This is a genomic window from Streptomyces sp. NC-S4 (assembly GCF_054353315.1).
Genome location: NZ_CM135937.1, coordinates 3,828,958 through 3,851,834 on the forward strand (window position 1 = coordinate 3,828,958; position 22,877 = coordinate 3,851,834).

General features: G+C 73.5%; 21 protein-coding genes. 11 read left to right on the top strand and 10 right to left on the bottom strand.

Annotated elements, in window-relative coordinates; translation table 11 throughout:
• Positions 1-67 precede the first annotated feature (67 nt).
• From ACXNSR_RS16785 to ACXNSR_RS16800, 4 genes are all read left to right on the top strand, one after another.
• Complete coding sequence (locus ACXNSR_RS16785) at positions 68-3,376, top strand: AfsR/SARP family transcriptional regulator (protein ID WP_458642811.1); 3,309 nt, start codon at positions 68-70, stop codon at positions 3,374-3,376.
• A 178-nt stretch (positions 3,377-3,554) separates the two neighbouring features.
• Positions 3,555-3,767 (top strand): hypothetical protein, encoded by a 213-nt coding sequence (locus ACXNSR_RS16790; protein ID WP_458642812.1) that lies wholly within the window; start codon positions 3,555-3,557, stop codon positions 3,765-3,767.
• Positions 3,768-3,913: 146 nt separating this feature from the next.
• On the top strand, positions 3,914-4,648 hold the full coding sequence (locus ACXNSR_RS16795) for a class I SAM-dependent methyltransferase (RefSeq protein ID WP_458642813.1): 735 nt from the start codon (positions 3,914-3,916) through the stop codon (positions 4,646-4,648).
• A 115-nt stretch (positions 4,649-4,763) separates the two neighbouring features.
• Positions 4,764-5,582 (top strand): LppU/SCO3897 family protein, encoded by an 819-nt coding sequence (locus ACXNSR_RS16800; protein WP_458642814.1) that lies wholly within the window; start codon positions 4,764-4,766, stop codon positions 5,580-5,582.
• A gap of 51 nt (positions 5,583-5,633) precedes the next feature.
• On the opposite strand, the gene ACXNSR_RS16805 is transcribed toward ACXNSR_RS16800, so the two are convergent.
• Positions 5,634-7,232, bottom strand: a complete 1,599-nt coding sequence (locus ACXNSR_RS16805; protein ID WP_458643325.1) for a FadD3 family acyl-CoA ligase — start codon at positions 7,230-7,232, stop codon at positions 5,634-5,636.
• 166 nt (positions 7,233-7,398) lie between these two features.
• On the opposite strand from ACXNSR_RS16805, the gene ACXNSR_RS16810 reads away from it, so the two are divergent.
• Genes ACXNSR_RS16810 through ACXNSR_RS16820 form a run of 3 tightly spaced genes read left to right on the top strand, consistent with a single transcriptional unit; the run spans position 7,399 to position 9,777 of the window.
• Positions 7,399-8,550, top strand: a complete 1,152-nt coding sequence (locus ACXNSR_RS16810; protein ID WP_458642815.1) for a lipid-transfer protein — start codon at positions 7,399-7,401, stop codon at positions 8,548-8,550.
• A gap of 4 nt (positions 8,551-8,554) precedes the next feature.
• Positions 8,555-9,004, top strand: coding sequence for a Zn-ribbon domain-containing OB-fold protein (locus ACXNSR_RS16815; protein ID WP_458642816.1), 450 nt, complete (start codon positions 8,555-8,557; stop codon positions 9,002-9,004).
• Positions 9,001-9,777 carry an enoyl-CoA hydratase/isomerase family protein gene (locus tag ACXNSR_RS16820; protein WP_458642817.1) on the top strand — a complete coding sequence of 259 codons (777 nt, stop codon included), beginning with the start codon at positions 9,001-9,003 and terminating at the stop codon, positions 9,775-9,777. The genes ACXNSR_RS16815 and ACXNSR_RS16820 overlap by 4 nt, the downstream gene beginning before the upstream one ends.
• Positions 9,778-9,796: 19 nt before the next feature.
• Here ACXNSR_RS16820 and ACXNSR_RS16825 read toward each other — a convergent pair whose 3' ends face one another.
• Positions 9,797-10,405, bottom strand: a complete 609-nt coding sequence (locus ACXNSR_RS16825) for a hypothetical protein (protein WP_458642818.1) — start codon at positions 10,403-10,405, stop codon at positions 9,797-9,799.
• A 157-nt stretch (positions 10,406-10,562) separates the two neighbouring features.
• Here ACXNSR_RS16825 and ACXNSR_RS16830 point away from each other — a divergent pair, with 157 nt between their 5' ends.
• The gene (locus ACXNSR_RS16830; protein ID WP_458642819.1) at positions 10,563-11,021 is read left to right on the top strand and encodes a hypothetical protein; all 459 of its coding nucleotides are present in this window, start codon (positions 10,563-10,565) and stop codon (positions 11,019-11,021) included.
• 87 nt (positions 11,022-11,108) lie between these two features.
• Here ACXNSR_RS16830 and ACXNSR_RS16835 read toward each other — a convergent pair whose 3' ends face one another.
• From ACXNSR_RS16835 to ACXNSR_RS16845, 3 genes are all read right to left on the bottom strand, one after another.
• Positions 11,109-11,603 (bottom strand): peptidylprolyl isomerase, encoded by a 495-nt coding sequence (locus tag ACXNSR_RS16835; RefSeq protein ID WP_458642820.1) that lies wholly within the window; start codon positions 11,601-11,603, stop codon positions 11,109-11,111.
• A 68-nt stretch (positions 11,604-11,671) separates the two neighbouring features.
• Positions 11,672-14,074 carry a serine/threonine-protein kinase gene (locus ACXNSR_RS16840; RefSeq protein ID WP_458642821.1) on the bottom strand — a complete coding sequence of 801 codons (2,403 nt, stop codon included), beginning with the start codon at positions 14,072-14,074 and terminating at the stop codon, positions 11,672-11,674.
• A 293-nt stretch (positions 14,075-14,367) separates the two neighbouring features.
• Complete coding sequence (locus tag ACXNSR_RS16845) at positions 14,368-15,162, bottom strand: VOC family protein (RefSeq protein WP_458642822.1); 795 nt, start codon at positions 15,160-15,162, stop codon at positions 14,368-14,370.
• Between the two features lie 352 nt (positions 15,163-15,514).
• Here ACXNSR_RS16845 and ACXNSR_RS16850 point away from each other — a divergent pair, with 352 nt between their 5' ends.
• Positions 15,515-16,162, top strand: coding sequence for a TetR family transcriptional regulator (locus tag ACXNSR_RS16850; protein WP_030013555.1), 648 nt, complete (start codon positions 15,515-15,517; stop codon positions 16,160-16,162).
• A gap of 56 nt (positions 16,163-16,218) precedes the next feature.
• Here ACXNSR_RS16850 and ACXNSR_RS16855 read toward each other — a convergent pair whose 3' ends face one another.
• On the bottom strand, positions 16,219-16,701 hold the full coding sequence (locus ACXNSR_RS16855) for a nitroreductase family deazaflavin-dependent oxidoreductase (RefSeq protein WP_458642823.1): 483 nt from the start codon (positions 16,699-16,701) through the stop codon (positions 16,219-16,221).
• Positions 16,701-18,047, bottom strand: a complete 1,347-nt coding sequence (locus ACXNSR_RS16860; RefSeq protein ID WP_458642824.1) for an acyl-CoA dehydrogenase family protein — start codon at positions 18,045-18,047, stop codon at positions 16,701-16,703. Before ACXNSR_RS16860 ends, ACXNSR_RS16855 begins: the two co-directional genes overlap by 1 nt.
• Before the next feature lie 158 nt (positions 18,048-18,205).
• Here ACXNSR_RS16860 and ACXNSR_RS16865 point away from each other — a divergent pair, with 158 nt between their 5' ends.
• Complete coding sequence (locus tag ACXNSR_RS16865; RefSeq protein WP_458642825.1) at positions 18,206-19,483, top strand: thiolase C-terminal domain-containing protein; 1,278 nt, start codon at positions 18,206-18,208, stop codon at positions 19,481-19,483.
• A 25-nt stretch (positions 19,484-19,508) separates the two neighbouring features.
• Here the strand turns inward: ACXNSR_RS16865 and ACXNSR_RS16870 are convergent, their stop codons facing one another.
• Positions 19,509-19,715 carry a DUF4287 domain-containing protein gene (locus ACXNSR_RS16870; protein ID WP_030388288.1) on the bottom strand — a complete coding sequence of 69 codons (207 nt, stop codon included), beginning with the start codon at positions 19,713-19,715 and terminating at the stop codon, positions 19,509-19,511.
• 1,305 nt (positions 19,716-21,020) lie between these two features.
• Between ACXNSR_RS16870 and ACXNSR_RS16875 the strand changes: the two genes are divergently transcribed.
• Complete coding sequence (locus tag ACXNSR_RS16875) at positions 21,021-21,722, top strand: pyridoxine/pyridoxamine 5'-phosphate oxidase (RefSeq protein WP_458642826.1); 702 nt, start codon at positions 21,021-21,023, stop codon at positions 21,720-21,722.
• Between the two features lie 277 nt (positions 21,723-21,999).
• Here the strand turns inward: ACXNSR_RS16875 and ACXNSR_RS16880 are convergent, their stop codons facing one another.
• Both ACXNSR_RS16880 and ACXNSR_RS16885 read right to left on the bottom strand, forming a co-directional pair.
• Positions 22,000-22,455, bottom strand: a complete 456-nt coding sequence (locus ACXNSR_RS16880; protein ID WP_458643326.1) for a Zn-ribbon domain-containing OB-fold protein — start codon at positions 22,453-22,455, stop codon at positions 22,000-22,002.
• Positions 22,419-22,871, bottom strand: coding sequence for a DoxX family protein (locus ACXNSR_RS16885; RefSeq protein WP_453703376.1), 453 nt, complete (start codon positions 22,869-22,871; stop codon positions 22,419-22,421). The genes ACXNSR_RS16880 and ACXNSR_RS16885 overlap by 37 nt, the downstream gene beginning before the upstream one ends.
• Between the last annotated feature and the right edge of the window lie 6 nt (positions 22,872-22,877).

Here is a 22,877-nt window from a genome sequence, read left to right on the forward strand (position 1 = left end):
GGCTGACGTGTACGCGCGAGACAGGGCAGACTGACCCTTACACCGACGGAAGGCAGGGGGACGAAAGATGGACGGCGTACCGGCCATCCCGAGCCCGCGGAAACATCCCGAGGCCCGTACGGCTGCCGTCGTACCCGAAGCCGGTCCGGGGGCGACGCCCGCACCCGCGGCGGCCCCCGTCCACCCGGCACGGTCCGGAACCGCCGCGAACCAGGCGGACCCGCAAGCCCCGGACCCGACCCGCACCACCACCGCCCGCCCGGCCCCGGCACGGCCCGGACCCAGCGCCCGGGCCGGGTCCGCCCCGGACCCGACCCGCGCCACCGGCGCCCAGCCGACGCCGGCACGGCCCGAGCCCGCCGCAGGCGACCCCGCACCGGCCGAAACCACCGCCGCCCGTCCGGCCCCGGCACGGCCCGGACCCGCCGAGCCCGCCGCAGGCGACACGGCAGGCGACACGGCCAGTACCGGCGAGTCCCGCTTCGCCGTCCTCGGTCCCGTCCGCGCCTGGCGCGGCTCCGAGATCCTGCCCTCCGGAACCCCCCAGCAGCGCGCCCTGCTCGCCGTGCTCCTGCTGCGCGACGGCCGCACCGCCACCGCGCCCGAACTCATCGACGCCATCTGGGGCGAGGACCCGCCGCAGCAGGCCCTCGCCACCATCCGCACGTACGCCTCCCGCCTGCGCAAGGTCGTCACCCCCGGCCTCCTCGTCACCGAGTCCGGCGGCTACGCCATCCGGCTGCGCTCCACCGCCACCCTCGACCTCGGCGTCGCCCGCAGCCTCGCCGCCGACGCCGAAGCGGCCCGGGCCGCCGGTGACCGCTCCCTCGCCCGTACGCTCCTGGCCCGCGCCCTCGACCTCTGGGAGGGCGAGCCCCTCGCCGGGGTCCCCGGCCCGCACGCCGAGACCGAGCGGATCCGGCTCGCGGAATGGCGCCTGCAGCTGCTGGAGACCCGCCTCGACCTCGATCTGGAGGTCGGCCACCACGCCGAGGCCGTCTCGGAGCTCACCGCGCTCACCGCCGCCCACCCGCTGCGCGAACGCCTCCGCGAGCTGCTGATGCTCGCCCTCTACCGCAGCGGCCGGCAGGCCGAGGCCCTCGCCGTCTACGCGGACACCCGGCGCCTCCTCGCCGACGAGCTCGGCGTCGACCCGCGCCCCGAACTGGCCGCGCTCCAGCAGCGTATCCTCAACGCCGACGCCGATCTCGCCCGCGCGGAGGACCCCGCCCCGGCCGCCGCGACCGTTCACGTGAGGCCCGCCCAATTGCCTGCCACCGTCCCCGATTTCACGGGCCGCTCCAGCTTCGTCGCCGAGCTCGGCGCCATCCTGGGTGGCGGCGCCCTGGACCAGGTCATGGCCGTCTCCGCGCTCGCGGGCATCGGCGGCGTCGGCAAGACCACCCTCGCCGTCCACGTGGCCCATGCCGCCCGCCCGCACTTCCCCGACGGCCAGCTCTACGTCGACCTCCAGGGCACCGAGGCCCGCCCCGCCGAACCGGAGGCCGTCCTCGGCTCCTTCCTGCGCGCCCTCGGCACGCCCGACACGGCCATCCCCGACTCCCCCGCCGACCGGGCCGCGCTCTACCGCTCCATCCTCGACGGCCGCCGCGTGCTGGTCCTCCTCGACAACGCCCGCGACGCCGCCCAGGTCCGTCCGCTGCTGCCGGGCACCGCCGGCTGCGCCGCCCTCGTCACCAGCCGGGTCCGCATGGCGGGCCTCGCCGGGGCCCATCTCGTCGACCTCGACGTCATGAGCCCCGAGGAGGCCCTCCAGCTCTTCACCCGCATCGTCGGCGAGGAGCGCGTACGCGCCGAACGCCAGGCCGCCCTGAACGTCGTCGGCGCCTGCGGCTTCCTGCCGCTCGCCATCCGCATCGCCGCCTCCCGGCTCGCCGCCCGCCGCACCTGGACCGTCTCCGTCCTGGCCGCCAAGCTCGCCGACGAGCGCCGCCGCCTCGACGAGCTCCAGACCGGCGACCTCGCCGTCAAGGCCACCTTCGAGCTCGGCTACGGCCAGCTGGAGCCCGCCCAGCAGCGCGCCTTCCGCCTCCTCGGCCTCGCCGACGGCCCCGACATCTCCCTCTCGGCGGCGGCCGCCGTACTCGACCTGCCCGAGTACGACACCGAGGACCTGCTGGAGGCTTTAGTCGACTGCTCCCTCCTGGAATCCGCCGCTCCCGGCCGCTACCGCTTCCACGACCTCGTACGGCTCTACGCGCGTGCCTGCGCCGAGCGCGACGAGCAGCCGCCGAGCGGGCGCGAGGCGGCCCTGGACCGGCTGCTGGACTTCTACCTGGCCACCGCCTCCGGGGTCTACGCCCTGGAACGCCCCGGCGACCGGCTGCCCGCGCACCTGTCGGACACCCACTACCCCGGGCTGGTCTTCGCCGAGCCGCGCGCCGCCCTGGACTGGCTGTACGCCGAGGCCGACCCGCTTCTGGCGTGCGTCCGGCAGGCCTCCGTACGGGGCGGCGAGTCGCTGGTCCTGCGCCGGGCCGTGGACCTGCTGTGGGCGGCGAAGGACCTCGCCGAGTCCGGGGCCAACTCGCGGCAGTACGAGTCGGCCGCGGTCGCCCTGCGCGACGCCGCCCAGGCCGCGAAGGACCCGTACGCCGAGGGCCGCGCCCGCACCACCCTCACCAACGTCCACCTGGTCGCGGGCCGCTTCGCCGAGGCCGACGAAGAGGCCGCCCGGGCCACCGTGCTCGCGCGCGAGGCCGGCGACCCGCTGCCCATGTGCTGGGCCCCCAACGACCGCGGGATCATCGCCCTCTACGAGGGCCGGCACGCGGACGGCGAGCGCTACCTGCTGCAGGCCATCGAGTGCTTCCGCGCCGACGGCAACAACGTCGGCGAGGCCAGCGCCCTGTGCAACCTCTCCCGCATCCACGTGGAACTGGGCCGCCTGCCCAGCGCCATAAACCTGGCCCAGCAGGGCATCGCCATCTACGACCGGATGGGCCTGAGCCTGCGCCTGGCCAACGGCCGCTACGCGCTGGGCATCGCCCTCACCCAGGCGGGACGGCTCGGCGAGGCCCTGGCACAGCTCGCCGAGGCGCTGTCGCTGTTCCACGAGAACCGTCAGCCCCTGTGGGAGGGCGTGACCCACTTCCGGCTCGCCGAGGCCCATCTGGCGGCGCGCCGGCCCACCCTGGCCGCCTCGCACGCCGAGCAGGCCATCGCGCTGCGCGGGATCGGCGGGGAGTGGCGCCGGGCGACGGTCCTGACGGTGCTCGGCAAGGCGCTGCGGCGGCTGGGGCAGCGGGACCGCGCGCGGGCCTGCTGGCGGGACGCGGAGGCCGTGTTCACGCAGCTGAAGTCGGCCGAACTGGGCGAGGTACAGGCCCTGTTGGCGTCGGAGATCGCTGCCTGAGCTGCGGGGACGCCGGTTGAACGAGGCGTTCATCGTTCGTTTATCGCTGTCCGACACGATTAGTGCATCGACCCGGCGCCTCGGGGGAGCATCCGGGCCGGTTGGTGGACTACCCGTTCGGCGGTCATCGGGGGAATCGCCGAACGGGCCCAGCCCTACCCATTCATCAGGAGAATCGATGACGACGAACGAGAACCTCAAGCCGCTCGACAACCACGCCTCGGGCGTCGAGATCGAGACCCTGGACAACCACGCTTCGGGCATCGAGATCAAGCCGCTGGAGAAGACCGAGGACCCGGCCGCGGTTCCGGCCACGCCGCCGGTCGCGCCGCCGCTCGCGGGCGAGGAGATCCTGACGCTGGACAACCACGCGTCCGGTCCGCGCCCGTAGCACTCGCAAGACCTACGGGGGAGCACGGGGGAACCACGGGGGAGTACGGGGGAACAACGGGGGAACGGCGGTCGCGGTGGCCCGGAGGGGGAGCCACCGCGGCCGCCGTACACGTATGCGCGGGGGCCGCGGCATAGGCTGGGGGTGTGTTCTCCTCCCACGGGCCGAGCGTCCGCGAACTGGCAGTGCAGGGCCTCTCCTCGGTCGAGCGGGGCTACGACCTCCTCGCGCCGAAGTTCGACCACACGCCCTTCCGCACCCCGGACCGGATGCTCGACGCGGTCGAGGAGACCCTGGCCCAGCAGGAGGGCACCTTCGGCGCCGGCCTGGACGTGTGCTGCGGCACGGGCGCCGGCATCGGCATGCTGAGCCGGCTGTGCCGCGGCCGGATCACCGGGGTGGACCTCAGCGCGGGCATGCTCGCGCAGGCCGAGCGCCGGTGCGCCGGCGCGGACGCCGACCGCGTGGACTTCGTACGGGCCGACGCGCGGGCCCTGCCGCCCGCTCTGGCGGACACCTACGACCTGGCGGTCAGCTTCGGCGCGTTCGGCCACTTCCTCCCGTCGGAGCGCCCCGCGCTCTTCTCCGGGGTCCACGCCGCCCTGCGTGCGGGCGGGGTCTTCGCCTTCCCTATCGGCGCCCCGCTGCCGCTCGGCTCCCGGGTGTGGTGGGCGACGACGGGCTTCGACGCGGCGATGCGGGTGCGCAACGCGGTGTGGCGTCCCCCGTTCGTCATGTACTACCGCACCTTCCCCCTGGGCCCGGTCCGCGAGGACCTCCGGGCGGCCGGCTTCACGGTGGAGACGATCCCCCTGACCCACTTCGGCCGCCGCCCGGACGGCACCCCCCACTGGCGCCTGCTCCTGGCCCGCCGGACCTGAGGCTCCGCGTCCGCGGGGGCTCGGCGGAACGGCTGCGTCACCATCGGGGCACCGGGCACAATTCGTGAGGAACCGTCAGGCAGCCTGCGCACCACCTCACTCCATGGAGCAGCCGGTGTCGTCAGAGGAAATGCTCATCACGCTCACCCCTCAGCAGGCGACCTACGGTGTGATCCTCCCCGTGGAGCTGCCGACCGGCACGGTCCGTCTGCGCATACCGTCCTGCCGGCACGGCGATCTCGTCCGGGTCCGCGTCGGCACCGAGGAGGTCCTGCTGCGCGTCCACGTGACCGGGGCGGGTGCGGCCTGGATCGCGGGGGCCGGCGGGATCTCGCCGCCCGCCGCGAGCACGGCCACCTTTCCGGCCGGGGCGGGTGCGACGCCGCCCACGCCGCCCGGGCGGGCGGGCGGCGGGCGCGGCGGCCTGGTGGCCCTCGCCGTGGTCGCGGCACTGGCCCTCGGCTTCTTCCTGCTGAGCGACGGCGACGACGACCGGGGTGACGGCAAGACCTCCGCCCAGGCCACACCCACCTGGTCGCCCACCTGGTCGCCCTCTTGGACCCCCTCCTGGACGCCCTCGCCCTCCCCCTCCGACTCCCCCGCGGCCGGGTCCTCGACCCCCGACGCCGCCACCGCCCCGTACAGCCCCGAGGCGAGCCCCGAGCCCAGCCCGTTCGACCGGGGCACCTGCCTGAACGGACAGCTGCCGGACTCGACGACGCCGCGCAGTGTGAGCGGCGTCTCGGAGGTGCCCTGCTCGGCGTCCGACGCGCACTACCGGGTGATCGAGAGCATTCCCGGCACGTCCGACATGGACAGCTGCAACGACAACCCCAAGACCCAGTACGCCTTCTCCTACCGCTACATGCGCGGCTCCATGGTCCTCAACCAGTACGTGTACTGCCTGGTCGGCATCGGCTCGTACGCCCGCTGAGCCGGCCGCCGAGCCGGTGCCGGGGGTGCCGGTCCGGCGGGCGCCCGTATCTCAGCGGACGCGCAGTTCGCGTTTGAGGATCTTGCCGCTCGCGTTGCGCGGGAGTTCCGTCACGAACTCCACCGCCCGCGGCACCTTGTAGTTGGCCATCTCGCGCCGGGACCAGGCGATCAGGTCGTCCGCGGTGAGGGTGGAGCCGGGGCGGCGGACCGCGTAGGCCTTGCCGACCTCGCCCAGGCGCGGGTCCGGGATGCCGATCACCGCGACGTCGGCGATGTCCGGGTGGAGGCCGAGGAGTTGCTCGATCTCGGCGGGGTAGGCGTTGAACCCGCCGACGATGAACATGTCCTTGATCCGGTCGGTGATGCGCAGGTTGCCGGCCTCGTCCAGGTAGCCCACGTCGCCGGTGTGCAGCCAGCCCCCGGGGGTGATCGTCCGGGCGGTCTCCTCGGGGTCCTCGTAGTAGCCCCGCATGACGTGGTAGCCGCGGACCGCGATCTCGCCCACCTGTCCGGCCGGCTGCGGCCGCCCGTCCGCGTCCAGGATCACCACCTCCGTGTCCGGGATGGCCCGGCCCGAGGTGGCGGAGACGGTCCCGGCGGGGTCGCCGCGGCGGCACATGGTGACGATGCCGCTGGCCTCGGAGAGCCCGTACGCCGTCAGGACGGTGGCGATGCCCAGTTCGCCGCGCAGCCGTTCGACGAGCCGCAGCGGGACCACGGCCGCGCCGGTGACGACCAGGCGCAGGGCGGAGAGGTCGTGGTGGTCGCGCTGGGGGTGGTCGAGGAGCGACTGGTGGAGGGTGGGCGGCCCGGGGAGTACGGAGATCCGTTCGGCGGCGACGTTCGCGAGGACGGTGTCCACGTTGAAGACGGGCTGCGGGACCATCGTGGCCCCGCGCATCAGGCAGGCGATGATCCCGGCCTTGTAGCCGAAGGTGTGGAAGAAGGGGTTCACGATGAGGTAGCGGTCGCCCTCGCGCAGTCCGGCGAGCTCGCTCCACACGTCGTAGCAGCGCAGGGACTGGGCGTGGGTGATGACCGCGCCCTTGGGGCTGCCGGTGGTGCCGGAGGTGAAGATGATGTCGGAGGGGGAATCGGGGCGGATCGATTCGGCGCGCTCGCGGACCGCCCCGGCCGGTACGCCGTCCCCGCCCGCCAGGAACTCCTTCCAGGTGCGGAAGGAGTCGGGGGCGTCGTCGGCGAGGACGACGACCTGTTCCAGGTGCGGGAGTCCGGGCAGCGGTCCAGTGCCGGGCCCTTCGGCCGCGGCGCGGCGCAGAGAGGCCACGTAGGAGGTACCGAGGAAGGTGCCGGTGACGAAGAGCAGCCGGGCCCGGCTGCGCTCCAGGACGTACGCGGCTTCCGCGCCCTTGAAGCGGGTGTTGAGGGGGACGAGCACCGCGCCGGCCGAGACGGCGCCGAGGGCGGAGACGATCCACTCCAGGGTGTTCGGGGCCCAGACGGCGACCCGGTCGCCGGGCTCGATCCCGGCGGCGAGGCAGGCCGCGGCGGCGCGCTCGACGCGTTCGCCGAGCTGCGCGTAGTCGATGCGGGTGCGCCCGTCGACGACGGCCTCGCGGTCGGCGTACCGGGCCGCCGCGGTCCGGACGAGCCGCGCGATGCTGCCCCAGCGCAGGTCCCCGCGCACGTTCTCGCGTACGTCCTCACGCACGTCCGCACGCACGTTCTCACGCCCGTCGTCACGCCCGCCGTCACCCATGCGTGCCACCCTCCCGCAGACCCAGTAGCTGACTATCCGTCAGATTAGCTGTAGCCTTCGCGGCTGTCAGTACTGGCGCACCCCGGAGGTGGCGATGGCGGCAACGCTCAAGGACGCGACGGCGATAGTCGGCATCGGGCAGACCGCCTTCGCCAAACATCTCCCGCAGTCCGAGAAGGAGTTGGCCTGCCGGGCCATTCTCGCGGCCCTCGCCGACGCCGGCATCGAACCCTCCGAGGTCGACGCCTTCGCCTCCTACACCATGGAGGAGACCGACGAGGTCGAGGTCGCCAAGGCCATCGGCGCCGGCGACGTCACCTTCTTCTCCAAGATCGGCTACGGCGGGGGCGGTTCCTGCGCCACCGTCGGCCACCTCGCCTCCGCCGTCACCACCGGCCAGGCCACCGTCGGCGTCGCCTGGCGCTCCCGCAAGCGCGGCTCCGGCCCCCGCCCCTGGAAGAACACCGCCGTCCAGCTGCCCACCCCCGGCCAGTGGACCCGCCCCTTCGGCCTGCTGCGCCCGGCCGACGAGATCGGCATGCTCGCCCGCCGCTACATGCACGAATACGGCGCCACCCGCGATCACCTCTTCAACGTCGCCATGGCCTGCCGCAACCGGGCCAACGCCAACCCGGCCGCGATGATGTACGAACGCCCGCTGACCCGTGAGATGTACATGACCTCCCGCATGATCAGCGACCCGCTCTGCCTCTTCGACAACTGCCTGGAGACCGACGGCGCGCTGGCCTGCGTGATCGTCTCCGCCGAGCGCGCCCGCGACTGCCGGCACAAACCCGTCTACGTGCACTCCGTCGCCCAGGGCCTGCCCGCCCAGCACCACGGCATGGTCAACTACTGGAACGACGACCCGCTGTCCGGCCCCGCCTGGACCGCCGCCCGCCACCTGTGGAAGCAGGCCGACTTCGGGCCCCAGGACGTGGACGTCGCCCAGATCTACGACGCCTTCACCCCGCTGATCCCGCTCTCCCTCGAGGGCTACGGCTTCTGCGGCCGCGGCGAGGGCGCCGCCTTCACCGAGGGCGGCGCCCTCGAGATGGGCGGCCGGCTCCCCATCAACACCGGGGGCGGCGGCCTCTCCGAGGCGTACGTGCACGGCTTCAACCTGATCAACGAGGGCGTCAAGCAGCTGCGGGGCGTCTCCACCTCCCAGGTGCCCGACGCCGCGACCTGCCTGGTGACGGCGGGCGAGGGAGTCCCGACGTCCGCGATCCTGCTGAGGAGCTGACCCGATGACCACCACTCCCGCCGAAGCGCTGCTCCTGCCGGTCCCCGACGAGGACGGTGCCCCCTTCTGGGAGTACGCCGCCCGGGGCGAGCTGCGCGTCCAGGCCTGCGCCGCCTGCGGCCGGCTGCGCTTCCCGCCCCGCCCCTGCTGCCCGCACTGCCGGTCCTTCGACAGCGAGTGGCGCCGGATGAGCGGCCGCGGCCGCATCTGGTCCTACGTACGGCCGCACCCGCCGCTGCTGCCCGCCTACGCCGCACAGGCCCCGTACAACGTGATCCTCGTGGAGCTCGCGGACGCCCCGCACATCCGGCTCGCCGGGAACCTGGTGACCTCGCCCGACGCCCCGCTCGACTCGGTGGACCCGGCCCGGCTGCGGATCGGCGCCCGGGTCCACGTGGCCTTCACCGAGACGGGCGGCATGGCGGTGCCCCGCTGGATCCTGGAGAAGTCATGACCGTGCGGGTGGAACGGGACAAGGCGACCGGTGTCGCCGTCGTCACCCTGGACCGGGAGCACCGGCACAACGCCATCGACCTGGCCACGGCGGCCGAACTGGGCGCGGCCTGGCGGGAGTTCCGCTTCGCCGAAGAGGTGCGGGCGATCGTACTCACCGGCGCCGGCGCGGCCGCCTTCTGCACCGGCATCGACCGCGGCGTCGACGTTCCGCAGCCCGCCTCCCCGTACTCGGCCGACGACCCGCTGATCGCCATCGGCCCCAAGTCCTGCGACCTGTGGAAGCCGGTCGTCGCCGCCGTCAACGGCATGGCCTGCGGCGGGGCCTTCTACCTGCTGGGCGAGGCGGAGTTCCTGATCGCCTCCGAGACCGCCACCTTCTTCGACCCGCACACCACCTACGGCATGGTCAGCGCCTACGAGGCCGTCTACATGGCGCAGCGGATGCCCTTCGGCGAGGCGGCCCGGATGTCCCTGATGGGCACCGCCGAGCGGCTCTCCGCGCGCCGGGCCCACGAGATCGGACTGGTCTCGGAACTTACCGCTCCCGACGGGCTGCTCCCCGCGGCCCTCCGGGCGGCCGAGACCCTGGCCGGCTTCCCCACGGAGGCCGTGCAGGGCACCGTACGGGCCCTGTGGTCGGCGAAGCAGGCCGCGCTGCAGCAGGCGCAGGCGCAGGCTCCGGCGCTGATCGCGCTGGGGAACCTGGCGCCTGAGCGGCAGGCGGAGCTGTTCGCCTCGCGGCGGCCCGGCACGGAGTTCCGGCTGCGCTGACGGGCCGGGCCTGCGGGCCTCAGGGCTTTCGCGTGGACTTCGGGGTGGGCTTCGGAGTGGACTTGCCCGGGGTGGACCCGGGCATGAGCCCGGAGCCGCCCGAGGTGCTCCCGGCCGGGCCCGACGTCGAGCCGTCGGACGATTCCCTGGGCCGGTCGAGCCGGCACACGGTGACCTCGGCCGCACGCGAGGGCTCCTTGAGCGCGACCTCGACCGTACGGGTCTCGCGGGCCTCCAGGGTTACCTTGACCTCGGTCGACTCGATGGTGACGGCGTTCGCCCCCTCCCGGTGCAGGTTCACCGCGTAGGTCGCCTTGCGGTCCGCGTTCGAGGTGAACCTGACCGTGGTGACCGGCGGGGTGCCGCCGACGCACGTGACCACGACCGCCGTGGCCGGGGCGCCAGTCCCGCTCGCGGAGGGCGACGTGGTGGCCGTCCCGTCGCCGTCGCTGCCGTGGCTCTTCTTCTTGCTCTTGGAGCTGGAGCACCCGCCACCGCTGCTGCTCTTGCTCTTGCCGCTGCTCCCACCGCTGCCACTACTGCTGCCGCCGTGCGACGAGAACCCCGTCAGCGCGAACACGACCGCCACCAGCACCGCTGCGAACCTGATCCGACGTCCAGCCCCCATGGCCAGAACCCCTCCCCCTGGACAACGGCGGGCACGCTACCAGCCACGGCGCGGCCACCGGATCCCCGTGGCCCACCCCTGTGGCGGCGCCGAGGTGCGGGTCGCAGGGGCCCGGCGTAGCGTCGGCAGCGAGACCCCCCACCTCGAAGGGCCGGGCATGCTCCGCAACGCGCTCGGCTCCCTGATGGGTCTCGTCGGAGCGGCGGCCGCCGTCTGGAGCCCCTTCCGTGCCTGGTACGACGGCCGTCTCGGACGTGACTACCGCGTCCAGGAGCTCTTCACCTCCACCGGGATCACCGACCACGGGTCCACCCTGGCGGCCTCGATCCTGCTCCCGTACCTCTTCGCCGCCGTCCTCACCCTGTGCGCCGTCCTGCTCCGCTCGCGCCTGCTCATGGCACTGGCCGGGATCGTCGTCCTGGGCTTCACCGTCCTGTGGACGATCCGCCAGGGCCAGGCCGTCGGCAGCCTCACCGTCGGCGGCACCACCCAGGCCCTCGGCGACGGCCTCGCCAACGCCTACGGCGCGGGCGCGCTGATCCTCCTGGGCGCGCTGGTCATGCGCGGCCGCCCCACCCGGCCCGCCCGCCCGCTCCCCCCGACGACGCCCGTCTGACACCGCGGCCGGGCCCGGCCCGGAAACGGCGGCGGCCCCGGCCCCCGGGTGGGGGCGGGGCCGACCGGCCGTGCAGGCGGGTGGGGATCAGGCTTCGACGACGCCGGAGGCCGAGATCTCGATCTTGCCCTTCGGGGCGCCGGACTGGGAGCCCAGGGCCTCGATCTGGTCCACGAGCTCCTGGCCCGAGACGACCTCGCCGAAGACGACGTGCTTGCCGTCGAGCCACGGGGTGAGGACGGTGGTGATGAAGAACTGCGAGCCGTTGGTGTTGCGGCCGGCGTTCGCCATCGACAGGAGGTACTTGCGGTCGTGCTTCAGCTGGAAGTTCTCGTCCTCGAACTTCTCGCCGTAGATGGACTTGCCGCCGGTGCCGTTGTGGTTGGTGAAGTCACCGCCCTGCAGCATGAACTGGGGGATGACGCGGTGGAAGCCCGAGCCGGCGTAGCCGTAGCCGTTCTGGCCGGTGGCCAGCTCACGGAAGTTGCGCGCCGTCTTCGGGACGACCTCGTCGAAGAGGTTGAAGACGATGCGGCCGGCGGGGGCGCCGTTGATGGTGATGTCGAAGTAGACGTTGCTCATGGGGTCCATCCTGTCACTCCCGGTGCGGTGCGCTACCCGGCGGGGCCGCAGCCCCGCCTCCGGGCAGGTCAGCCGCTCGTACGGGTGCCCGTGCCCTTCGCCGCGTCCAGGGCGTACACGCAGCGGTCCTTGCTGCATGCGTAGACCACGCCCGCCTCCGCCACCGGGGCGCCCGTGATCTCGCCGCCCGTGGCCAGCTTCCAGCGCAGCTGGCCGCCCGCCGCGTCCAGGGTGTACAGGCAGTGGTCGGCCGAACCGAAGTGCACCCGGCCGTCCGCGACCGCCGGCAGGCCGGTGATCTCGCCGCCCGCCGCGAACCGCCACTTCGGGGTGCCGGTGACCGCGTCGAGCGTGTACAGGGCGCTGCCCGCGCCCAGGTGGACGTTGCCGTTCGCGACCACCACCGGGTCCGGGGACTGCCGTCCCTCCGTCGCGATCCTCCAGCGGTCCTGGCCGGTGGCCGCGTCCAGGGCGTAGACCGTGCCCAGGTAGTCGACGAGGTAGACCCCGCCGCCCGTGATGGCCGCGCCGGGCGCGAAGGCCGGGGGCGCCAGGAAGACCGCGGGCGCCTCGAAGTGCCAGCGGACCCGGCCCGAGGCCCGGTCCACCGAGATGACCCGGGTACCGGCCGCGACGTACACGTTGCCGTCCGGGGCCGGGGTGACCCGCACGGGCACGTTCCCGCAGGAGGCCGCGTCACCGATCGGGTAGGACCAGGTCTCACGGCCGGTGCGGGCGTCCAGGGCGCGCAGCCGGGCGTCCTGCCACACGTACACCGTGCCGTCGTGGAGGACGGGGGCCGCCTCCGGGGTCTCGAAGTCGCTCTGCGCGCCGGTCAGCTCCCACAGCTTGTGGCCGGTGGAGGCCTCCCGGCCCTGTACGCCGCCGCCGCGGGTGGCGGTGACGACCGTGCCGCGCTCGGCGCGCAGCGCGTACACCCAGGCGTCCGTGGACAGCCGCCACCGCTCGGATCCGTCACCGGCGTCGAGCGCGTAGAGGGAGGGGCCGTCGGAAGCGTGGATCCGGCCGTCGGCGACCGCCATGGACCAGGCGACGTCCCGGGTCTTGAACTGGCGGCGCCCGCTCGCCACGTCCAGGGCGTGGACCTCGAAGGAGGTCACGTACAGCAGGTTCCCGGCGACGGTCGGAGTGCCCCACACCTCGTTGGACATGCGGAAGCGCCACGGCCGCCAGCGGCCGCTGTCCGGTGACGGGCCTGGGCTCGGTACGGGCTGCACCGCCGAGGGGGTGGCCACCGACCCGCCGGGCGGGCGGATCCAGCCGGTCGCCGAGTCCGCGGCGGCCGGGGAGGCGTGCGCGGCCGGGGCCGCGGCGGTCGCGCGCGGCCCGGGACCGATCGGCACCGGCGAGCCGCCCAGGCGCACCGGCTCGCCCGAGGGCACGGGGGACCTCGGCGGGTGGTGCGGGCGCTGCGGGACGGCCTGGCCGGTCCGCGGGTCCACCCAGGAGTCGGCCCCGCGCGGGCGCCGGTGCGTGACGGCCTCCGAGGCCGCCCCGCGGCCCCCGGAGCCCGCTCCGGGCGCCGGCAACGCCGGGAGCGGCGCGGGCGGCGTACGGTGCCCCGCGCGCCGCGCCTCGATCATCGCGACGGCCCGGGCGGGCAGCCACGCCGAGGCGGTGCCGCTGTCGTCACCGCCGTCGAACAGGTGCGGGGCGAGCTGCGCCTGCAGGTCGGCCGGGGTGGGCCGGAGCGTGGCGTCCATCTGCATGCAGGAGTCGATCAGCGGCCGCAGCTCGGCCGGGAGACCCTCCAGGTTGGGGCCCTCGCGCAGCAGCATGAAGACCGTCTCCACCGGGTTCGCCCCGTGGTACGGCGGGTGACCGGTGGCGGCGAAGACGAGGGTGGAGCCGAGCGAGAAGACGTCGCTCGCGCCCTTGACGCTGCGCGAGTCCTTGGCCTGCTCGGGCGACATGTAGGCGGGGGTGCCGACGGCGACGTTCGTCATGGTCAGGCGGGTGTTGGAGACCCCGCTCGCGATGCCGAAGTCGATCACGCGCGGGCCGTCCTCGACGACGAGCACGTTGGACGGCTTCAGGTCGCGGTGGACCAGGCCGGCGCCGTGGATGGACTGCAGGGCCTCGGCGATGCCGGCCGCGAGCCACCGTACGGCCTGGGCGGGCATGGGCCCGCACTCGTTGACGATCTCCTCCAGGGAGGGCGCCGGGACGTAGGCGGTCGCCAGCCACGGCACGGCGGCGCGCGGGTCGGCGTCGACCACGGCCGCGGTGTAGAAGCCGGACACCGCGCGGGCCGCCTCCACCTCGCGGGTGAAGCGGACCCGGAAGAGCTGGTCCTCGGCGAGCTCGGTGCGCACCGTCTTGATCGCGACCCGCCGTCCGGACGCGGACCGCGCGAGATAGACCAGCCCCATGCCGCCGGCGCCGAGCCGTCCCAGCACCTCGAAGGGGCCGATCCGTCTCGGGTCGTGCTGCGTCAGCTGCTCCACCACTCGCCTCCACACCTCCCCGTACGGGCCACTCAGCGGGCCCGCATCCACCGGCACGGGGCCCTGCCCCGTGCAGCGTCTCACTCCGGGCGCGGCCCGGGTCGAGCAACCCCGATTCTGTCAGGCCCGGACCCGCTCCGGCCCCGGCACGTCGAGCCGGGTGGTGTGATCTGCTCCGCGATCCTGCCGGGACCGGGGGGATACGGGCGGGATATGGGCGGGATGCGGGCCGGATACGGGCCGGACGCCGGCCGGGCACGGGCGGGATCCGGGCCCCGCGGCCCGGTGGGCGGGAGCTACGCGTCCGGCTCCGTGCGGGGTTCCGAGAGCAGCCCGAAGACCGCGCCCTGGTTGTCGGCGACGACCGCGATCCGCCCGTAGGGGGTGTCGAAGGGGTCGGCGGTGACCCGGCCGCCGAGCCGCTGCACCGTGGCGACGGCCCGGTCGCAGTCCGGTACGGCGAAGTAGGCGAGGAAGTGCGCGGGCATGACGTCGGGGAAGGCGTCGGTGATCAGGCTGCGGCCGAGGACGGCGGTTTCCGTGCCGGGCGCGGTCCCTGGCGGGGACCAGATGCGGTATTCGACGCCGGCGTCGTCCTGGTCCTGGGGGACGTAGCCGAAGACCTTGGCGTAGAAGGCGTCGACGGCGTCGCGGGCGCGGGTGTAGACCTCGCTCCAGCAGTACGTGTACGGCTCCCCCTGGGCGTCGAAGCCGTGGTGGGTGCCGGGCTGCCACAGGCCGAAGACGGCGCCGCCGGGGTCGGCGGCCATCGCCGCGGTGCCGTACGGGCCGACCGGCATCGGGTCCATCACCATCTGGCCGCCGGCGGCGCGGATGCGCTGGGCGCAGGCATAGGCGTCGGTGGTGTAGAGGTAGATCCCCCAGACGGTGGGCATGCGGCCGTCGGGCTTGGGGGCGAGGGCGGCGACGTTGCGGCCACGGCTGTAGGCCTGCGTGTAGTGGCCGTACTCGGCGCCGGCACCCTCGGCGAAGGTCCAGCCGAAGAGCTCACCGTAGAAGCGCTTGCCCGCCTCGACGTCCGGAAGCGAGGCGTCCACCCAGCAGGGTGCGCCTTCCACGAATGCGGCCATGGGCCCGTTTCCTTCCGTTGTGCGGGGGTGTGTACCCTCCCAACCCTCTCAGCCATGATCCGCCCGAAAACTTGTCCACAGCCTGTTGATAAGACTATTCGGGGGAAACCTCGCGGAACGGGGCGACACGCCCGGGCCGGGGGCGGGGCGCGGGCAGGACGCGCACGGAGTGCGGGCAGGACGCGGACGGAGTGCGGGCAGGACGCGGGTGGAGGACGCGCGAGACCCGATAACCGTCCGGAATGCGCCGCCGCGGCCACCCGGGATCACCTTCGACCCAGGCCAGGGACCCAGTAACCCCATTTGCAGGCGGCCGAATAGCGCGCCGATCACCCCTCGGTAAGCTGACGGCATGACAGGACAAGTACGCACCGTCGACGGGCGTGTCGCCGGCCGGCGCGGCCAGGCGACGCGGCAGAAGCTGCTCGACTGCCTCAGCGAGATGCTCAGCTCCTCGCCGTACCGCGACGTCAAAGTGATCGACGTCGCCCGCAAGGCCGGTACCTCCCCCGCGACCTTCTACCAGTACTTCCCGGACGTCGAGGGCGCCGTCCTGGAGATCGCCGAACAAATGGCCACCGAGGGCGCGCAGTTGACGTCGCTCGTCGAGGGCCGGACCTGGGTCGGCAAGTCGGGCTGGGCCGCCGCCGAGGAACTCGTCGAGGGCTTCCTGGAGTTCTGGCGCCGCAACGACGCGATCCTGCGGGTCGTCGACCTCGGCGCGGCCGAGGGCGACAAGCGCTTCTACAAGATCCGCATGAAGATCCTGAACTCGGTCACCAACTCCCTCACCGAATCGATGAAGGAGCTCCAGGCCAAGGGCAAGGTCGACAAGGACATCAGCCCCGCGGCGATGGCCGGCTCACTGGTCGCGATGCTGGCCGCGGTCGCCTCGCACCAGAAGGGCTTCCAGACCTGGGGCGTCAAGCAGGCCGAGCTCAAGCCGAACCTGGCGCTGCTCGTCCACCTCGGCATCACGGGCAAGAAGCCCACGAAGTAGCGGCGGTCCCCCGGACGCCCTCCAGGGGCCCGCCGACCACGCCCGATCGCCTGCGATCAGCGACGCTCCAGGCGGAACAACCGGATCTCGCGCTCGATGCGCGCCTGGTACGTCGCATACGGCGGCCAGAACCTCAGCACCGCCTGCCACGCCTCCGCGCGTTCCTCACCCGCCAGCAGCCGGGCCCGGACGGGGATGTCCCGGCCTTGCCAACTCACGTACGCGTCCGGGTTCTTGAGCAGGTTTCCGGTCCATGCCGGGTGCCCGGGCCGGCCGAAGTTGGACCCGATCAGGATCCACGTCGTCCCCCCGTGCTCCGGCATGCAGGCCAGCGGGGTCGTGCGCGGCTCCCCGGTCCTGGCGCCCCTGGCGGTGAGGATCACGCCCGGCAGCATCTGGGCGCTGAGGATGACCTTGCCGCGGGTCAGCCTGTGCACCGCCTTGTCCAGGGCGGGGATGAAGTGCGGTGCGATCTTGGCGAAGAGCATGGTCGAGGAGACCTTCTGCATCAGCTTGACGCCGGGAGCCACGGGAGCCATCAGACGGCCACCTTCTCTTGTGCGGGCGGGGGCGGGGACGTGCGCGGGGACGCGGGCGTCGGCGCGGCCGGGCGCGCGGCGGGAGGTGCAGCGGCCCCGGCCGGGGCCGCCGGGTCCGCCGGGTCTGCCGCCGGATCTGCGAACAGGCCCGCGCGGTCGGCGGCGTGCGCCCGCAGCCGGTGGACCGGGCCGAACAGCAGCTCGTCGGCCGCCGCCCGCTTGAAGTAGAGGTGCGCCTCGTGCTCCCAGGTGAAGCCGATGCCGCCGTGCAGCTGGATCGCCTCGCCCGCGGTCACCCGTAACGCCTCCAGGGCCTGGGCGAGCGCGAGGCCGCCCTGCTCCGGGTCCCAGGCGGCGTAGTAGGCCGCCGAGCGGGCCGCCTGCACCTGCACGTACAGGTCGGCGAGGCGGTGCTTGACCGCCTGGAAGGAGCCGATCGCCCGGCCGAACTGCTCGCGCTGACGCACGTACTCCACCGTGCGGGCCAGCGCCCGACCGGCCGCGCCGACCGCCTCGGCGGCCAGCACGGCAGCGGCGGTACGCCCCGTGGCGGCGAGCGCGCCGAGCACATCGGCCCCTTCGGCGCCGAGCAACTCCGCCGGCACGTCCCGCATCTCGATCCTGGCCTGCGGGCGGGTCTCGTCCAGGACGGCCTGCCGGGACCGTACGAGCCCCGGCGCGTCCTCCCGCACGAGGAACAGCAGCGTGCGGCTGCGCGCGAAGCCGCCGGTGTGCGCGGCGACCAGCAGCAGACCGGCACTGTGCCCGTCGACCACCTGGGCGGCCTCCCCGTACAGCCGCCAGCGACCCCCGTCGGCGTCGGCGCCCGAGGCGGCGTCCGAGACGGCTCCCGAGGCGGCGCCCGAGACGGTCCGGGCCTGGACGCCGCCCGCGCGGCCGCCGCCGGACCACAGCCCGGAGGTGTCCTCGCCGGTCAGCGCGAGGGCGGTGGCCAGCGCGGGGCCGCTGACGGCGAGGGCGGCGGTGAGCCCGCCCGTCGCCAGCTGCGGGAGCAGCGCGGAGCGCTGGGCGTCGGTGCCGAGGGCGGCGATCAGGGGCACGCACAGCGCGGCGGTGGCCAGCAGCGGCGAGGGCAGCAGCGCCCGGCCCGTCTCCTCGCAGGCCAGGGCCAGGTCGGCGGGGGCGCAGCCGACGCCGCCGTACTCCTCGGCGACGGCGATGCCGGGCAACCCGAGCTGCCGGGCCAGCTGCTGCCAGAGCTCGCGGTCGTATCCGGCGGCGGTGCGGACGGCGGCCTTGACCTCGTCGGGGCCGCAGCGTTTACCCAGGATCTCGCGCAGGGTGCGGCGCATCTCGTCCTGCTCCGCGGTGAAGGCGGCATCCATCGTCGGGCTCCTCCCGGGGGCACCTCCCAGCGGCAGCTGGGGGGATTCTGACGGGGCGTCATATTAGGCCCGGCGGGGACAGAAGCACAGGGGGCGGCCGGGGCGGTTTGCGCGGCGGGGTCTAGCGTCTGACACTTCGTCAGATATACCGTCCCTTCATGCCTGGACCCTCATCCGGACCCACGTCCGGACCTGTCTCCGGACCCGCGTCCGGACTCGCATCCGGACCCACCTCCGGACCCGTCTCCACGCCCCCGACCGGACCCGCACCCCGCGCCCGCCGGAAGGTCGCGGTGGTCGGCGTCGCCCTCTCGGACTGCGGTCGCGTCGACGGCCCCACCCCCTACGCCCTGCACGCACAGGCCGCCCGGCGCGCCCTGGCCGACTCCGGCCTGGACCGCTCCGTCATCGACGGCTTCGCCTCCGCCGGGCTCGGCACGCTCGCGCCGGTCGAGGTGGCCGAGTACCTGGGCCTGCGCCCCACCTGGGTCGACTCCACGTCGGTCGGCGGCTCGACCTGGGAGGTCATGGCCGCCCACGCGGCGGACGCGATCGCCGCCGGGCACGCCAACGCCGTGCTCCTGGTCTACGGCTCCACGGCCCGCGCCGACATCAAGGCGCGGCGCCGCACGTCCAACCTCTCCTTCGGAGCGCGGGGACCGTTGCAGTTCGAGGTCCCGTACGGCCACACGCTGATCTCCAAGTACGCCATGGCCGCCCGCCGCCACATGCACGAGTACGGGACGACGCTGGAGCAGCTCGCCGCCGTGGCCGTACAGGCCCGGGCGAACGCGGCCACGAACCCGGACGCCATGTTCCGGGAGCCGATCACGGTCGAGGACGTGCTCGGCGGCGACATGATCGCCGACCCCTTCACCAAGCTGCACTGCTGCATCCGCTCGGACGGCGGCTGCGCGGTGCTCCTGGCGGCGGAGGACTACGTACCGGACACCGCGAAGGCCCCCGTCTGGATCCTGGGGGCCGGTACGTCCGTCTCCCACACCACCATGTCGGAGTGGGAGGACTTCACGGTTTCCCCGGCGGCGGTATCGGGCCGCATCGCCTTCGAGCGGGCCGGTCTCACGCCGGCGGACGTGGACCTCGCGGAGATCTACGACGCCTTCACCTACATGACCCTGGTGACACTGGAGGACCTCGGCTTCTGTGCGAAGGGCGAAGGCGGGGCGTTCGTGGAGAAGGGCCGCCTGCTGCGCGACGGGGAACTCCCGGTCAACACCGACGGCGGCGGCCTCTCGGCCTGCCACCCCGGCATGCGCGGCCTGTTCCTCCTGGTCGAGGCGGTCCGCCAACTCCGCGGCGAGGCGGGGGCCGGCCAGGTCACCAAACCCGGCGGCCGCCTCCCGGAGGTCGCCCTGGCCTCGGGCACGGGCGGCTGGTTCTGCTCGTCGGGAACGGTCCTGCTGGGACGGGGGTGAGGGGCCCCCGCCGGGGGGCGGGGGGCTACTTGCCCTCGGCAAGGGTGTGCGCCACGAGGGCGTTGGCGTGACCGTGCCCCAGGCCGTGCTCGGTCTTGAGCCAGGAGACGAGCTCCATGTGCTTGGTCAGCGGAGAGGACCGAATGAGGTCCTGCCACTCCCCGATCGGGCGTCCGTACTTCTTCTCGATCGAGGGGAAGTAGCTGGCGGGGCCCTTCACTGTCTCGGCCATGATGTGTGTCCCTCCGGGGGCGGTGCGGGTGCGGTGCGGTGCTGTCTCGTAGGTATGACCGCGTCGGGGACGAGAACTCATCGGTGGGGCGAAAGATTTCTTCGGGGGCTTCGGGGGGCGGGATCCTCTCGGGCGGTATCAGAGGAGCGGATGGGGGTTTCCCGTCAGTCCCATCGTCCCTCCGGGTCGGGCCGGTCCCTCAAGGGCGCTCGTTCCTCGCGTCGCTTCGCGATGTCGCTGCGCTCCACCCTTGACCGACCGTCCCGCCCCGGAGAAACGAAAGACTGCCGGGAAGCCCCCAAAGGAACGGGCCGGAGGATCCTTTCCAGGGACGGGTGGTCGGATATGCCCAGCCCGATCGGGCATAGGGGACGGCCGGCAGACGGGGCCGATCCAGACCAAGGGCCCGGGTCGGCGGGGCGCGCCAAATCGCTACGCGCTCCTCATCCCTTAGCGTCGAACGGCCGTCTGGGGCTGGACATAGGCCGCCCACGGCCTGGAGCCCTTCTCACCGACAGCGACCGGCGGCCGTCTGTGGCCGTTCATAAGCCGCCCACGGCCTCGGTGCGGCGCTCGACCCGCGTCCGGCGACCGTCTGTGGCCGGCCACAAGCCGCCCACAGCCCGCAGGTGCTTCTCCCGGGAGGCGTCTGATGGCCGTCGCGGGGCGAAAAGACGTGGGACAGCGGCTATTTCGCAGTGGATGCGGGTCAGCGCGCATGGGCGCCCAAAAGGGCCGACAGATTGCCCCAATTACCCCTCTTTGGGGATGGGTTTGTGGTGTGGTGTTCGCGCTGACCCGGCTCCACTACGGAATACCCGGACTAGCGGCCGTCCGCCCCTCCCATCAGCCGCAGACGGCCGTGGGTCGCGGTCCTGGAGAAGCGCGTAGCGATCCGAGGCGGCCTATGTCCAGCCCCAGACGGCCGTCGGACGCTGAGAGATGAGGAGCGCGTAGCGATTTGGCGCGCCCCCCGCCCCGGGCCCCTGGTCTGGATCGGCCCCGTCTGCCGGCCGTCCCCTATGCCCGATCGGGCTGGGCATATCCGACCACCCGTCCCTGGAAAGCATCCCCCGGCCCGTTCCTCTGGGGGCTTCCCGGCAGTCTTTCGTTTCTCCGGGGCGGGACGGTCGGTCAAGGGTGGCCGCAGGCCATCGCGAAGCGACGCGACGAAGGAGCGCCCTTGAGGGACCGGCCCGACCCGGAGGGACGATGGGACTGACGGGAAACCCCCATCCGCTCCTCTGATACCGGCCCAGAGGACCCCGCCCACCCTCGCCCGCCCGCCCTGGTTCCATAGGCCTCATGACGAGCGAGACCAGTGAGACCGGCCAGGCCGGCGAAGCCGCCACCGACGAGTTCCGCGCCACCCTGCATTCCCTGCGCGTGTGGGACTCCCCGCTCCCGGGGTTCGACCCTGCGACCACCCCGCCGGAGCCTTTGGCGTTGTTCCGGGAGTGGTTCGTGCATGCCGCTCGGGCGGGGCAGTTGGAGCCGCACACCATGAGTCTGGCGACCGTGGACGGGGAGGGACGGCCCGATGTGCGGACGTTGATGCTGCACGACGCCGACGCGCGCGGCTGGCACTTCGCCTCGCACGCCACCAGCGCCAAGGGCGTGCAACTGGCCGGGCGGCCGGAGGCTGCGCTCGGGTTCTACTGGCCGACCGTCGGCCGCCAGGTCCGCGTCCGTGGCCGGGTCACCGCCTGCGGGCCCGAGGAGAGCCGGGCGGACCTGGCGGTCCGCTCGCGGGGTGCGCTCGCCGCCGCGCTCACGGGCCGGCAGAGCGAGGTGCTCGGCTCCGTGGAGGAACTGGCGCGGGTCTCGGCGGCCGCCTGGGAGCGGGCCGGGGCCGAGCCGGACGCGCCGGCCCCGACCTGGACGCGGTACGTGCTGGACCCCACCGAGGTGGAGTTCTTCCAGGGGGACGCCGCGCGCCGGCACGTCCGCCTGCGGTACTCCCGTACCGCAGGCGGGTCCTGGGAGCGCGAGCTGCTCTGGCCCTGATCCCCGGACCGGAAGGCCCAAGACCGGAAGGCGCCGGACCGAAGGCCCCGAGCCGGAAAGCCCCTGACCGGAAGGCCCCGGGCCGGAAGATCCCAGGACCCGCCGGAGGCCCGTCGGTCCGGTGCCGGCCGACGGACCGGAGCACCGGACCGGCGGACCAGACCGGACCGGCAGACCAGACCCGAGGGCCCTACCAGACCCGAAGGCCGCACAAGACCCGAAGGCCGCACCAGACCCGAAGGCCGTACCGGACCCGATGCCCGCTGCCCGCTGCCCGTCAGTCCGTCACCGGCCGGAAGACCGCCACCCACACCCCGTCCGCGGCTTCGCGGAAGGTGACCGTCAGCGGCATGCCGATGCGCAGGGCCGCCGCCTCGCAGTCCACCACCTCGGTCATCATCCGCGGGCCCTCGGCGAGGTCGACGACCGCCGCCGTGTAGGGGACGCGCGTACCGAACGGCGGGAGGTCGTTGCGGTGGATCACCGACCACGTGTAGAGGGTGGCCCGGCCGCTCGCCGTCTCCCACTTCACGCGGTCCTCGCCCGCCCAGCAGAACGGGCAGAACTCGCGCGGGTAGTGGTGCGCCCGCCCGCAGTCGGCGCAGCGCCGCAGCAGCAGCCGGCCCGCCGCGGCCGCGTCCCAGTAGGCGCGGGTGAAGTCGTCCGCCTCGGGGAGGTCGTACCGCACGGTGCCGCTCACGGGAACAGTCCGATCGCCGCGTCGAGGGACCAGGTCTGCCAGGACATGGCGAGGAGCGCAACGAGGGAGATGAGCGCCATCATCGCGTTCTGCCCCTGCTCGGCCCAGTCGTGGATCATCAGCACCAGGTAGAGGAGGTTCAGCAGGAGTCCGCCGATCAGGGCGACCGGGGTCAGGAAGCCGAGTACGAGGCCCAGCCCGAGGGCGAGTTCCGCGTAGACGACGATGTACGCCATCGCCTTCGGCCGCGGTGCGACGACCAGCTCGAAGCCGCCCTTGACGAAGGTCCACCGGTGTTTGCCGGCGACGTCGGCGGCCCAGGCGATGCCGGTGCCGCGCTCGAACCAGCCCTTCTTGTCCTTGTGCCGCCAGCTCTCCAGCCACCACAGGCCGAGGCCTATCCGGAGCACGGCGAGCCATTCGGCTCCACTGAGCCAGATGGTCTGCATCGGCAG

Bases quoted from the DNA above. Each gene is read 5' to 3' on its own strand.
- ACXNSR_RS16785 (WP_458642811.1), top strand. From the start codon at position 68: ATGGACGGCGTACCGGCCATCCCGAGCCCGCGGAAACATCCCGAGGCC.
- ACXNSR_RS16790 (WP_458642812.1), top strand. From the start codon at position 3,555: ATGACGACGAACGAGAACCTCAAGCCGCTCGACAACCACGCCTCGGGC.
- ACXNSR_RS16810 (WP_458642815.1), top strand. From the start codon at position 7,399: ATGGCGGCAACGCTCAAGGACGCGACGGCGATAGTCGGCATCGGGCAG.
- ACXNSR_RS16815 (WP_458642816.1), top strand. From the start codon at position 8,555: ATGACCACCACTCCCGCCGAAGCGCTGCTCCTGCCGGTCCCCGACGAG.
- ACXNSR_RS16820 (WP_458642817.1), top strand. From the start codon at position 9,001: ATGACCGTGCGGGTGGAACGGGACAAGGCGACCGGTGTCGCCGTCGTC.
- ACXNSR_RS16825 (WP_458642818.1), bottom strand. From the start codon at position 10,405: ATGGGGGCTGGACGTCGGATCAGGTTCGCAGCGGTGCTGGTGGCGGTC.
- ACXNSR_RS16830 (WP_458642819.1), top strand. From the start codon at position 10,563: ATGCTCCGCAACGCGCTCGGCTCCCTGATGGGTCTCGTCGGAGCGGCG.
- ACXNSR_RS16835 (WP_458642820.1), bottom strand. From the start codon at position 11,603: ATGAGCAACGTCTACTTCGACATCACCATCAACGGCGCCCCCGCCGGC.
- ACXNSR_RS16845 (WP_458642822.1), bottom strand. From the start codon at position 15,162: ATGGCCGCATTCGTGGAAGGCGCACCCTGCTGGGTGGACGCCTCGCTT.
- ACXNSR_RS16850 (WP_030013555.1), top strand. From the start codon at position 15,515: ATGACAGGACAAGTACGCACCGTCGACGGGCGTGTCGCCGGCCGGCGC.
- ACXNSR_RS16855 (WP_458642823.1), bottom strand. From the start codon at position 16,701: ATGGCTCCCGTGGCTCCCGGCGTCAAGCTGATGCAGAAGGTCTCCTCG.
- ACXNSR_RS16860 (WP_458642824.1), bottom strand. From the start codon at position 18,047: ATGGATGCCGCCTTCACCGCGGAGCAGGACGAGATGCGCCGCACCCTG.
- ACXNSR_RS16865 (WP_458642825.1), top strand. From the start codon at position 18,206: ATGCCTGGACCCTCATCCGGACCCACGTCCGGACCTGTCTCCGGACCC.
- ACXNSR_RS16870 (WP_030388288.1), bottom strand. From the start codon at position 19,715: ATGGCCGAGACAGTGAAGGGCCCCGCCAGCTACTTCCCCTCGATCGAG.
- ACXNSR_RS16875 (WP_458642826.1), top strand. From the start codon at position 21,021: ATGACGAGCGAGACCAGTGAGACCGGCCAGGCCGGCGAAGCCGCCACC.
- ACXNSR_RS16885 (WP_453703376.1), bottom strand. From the start codon at position 22,871: ATGCAGACCATCTGGCTCAGTGGAGCCGAATGGCTCGCCGTGCTCCGG.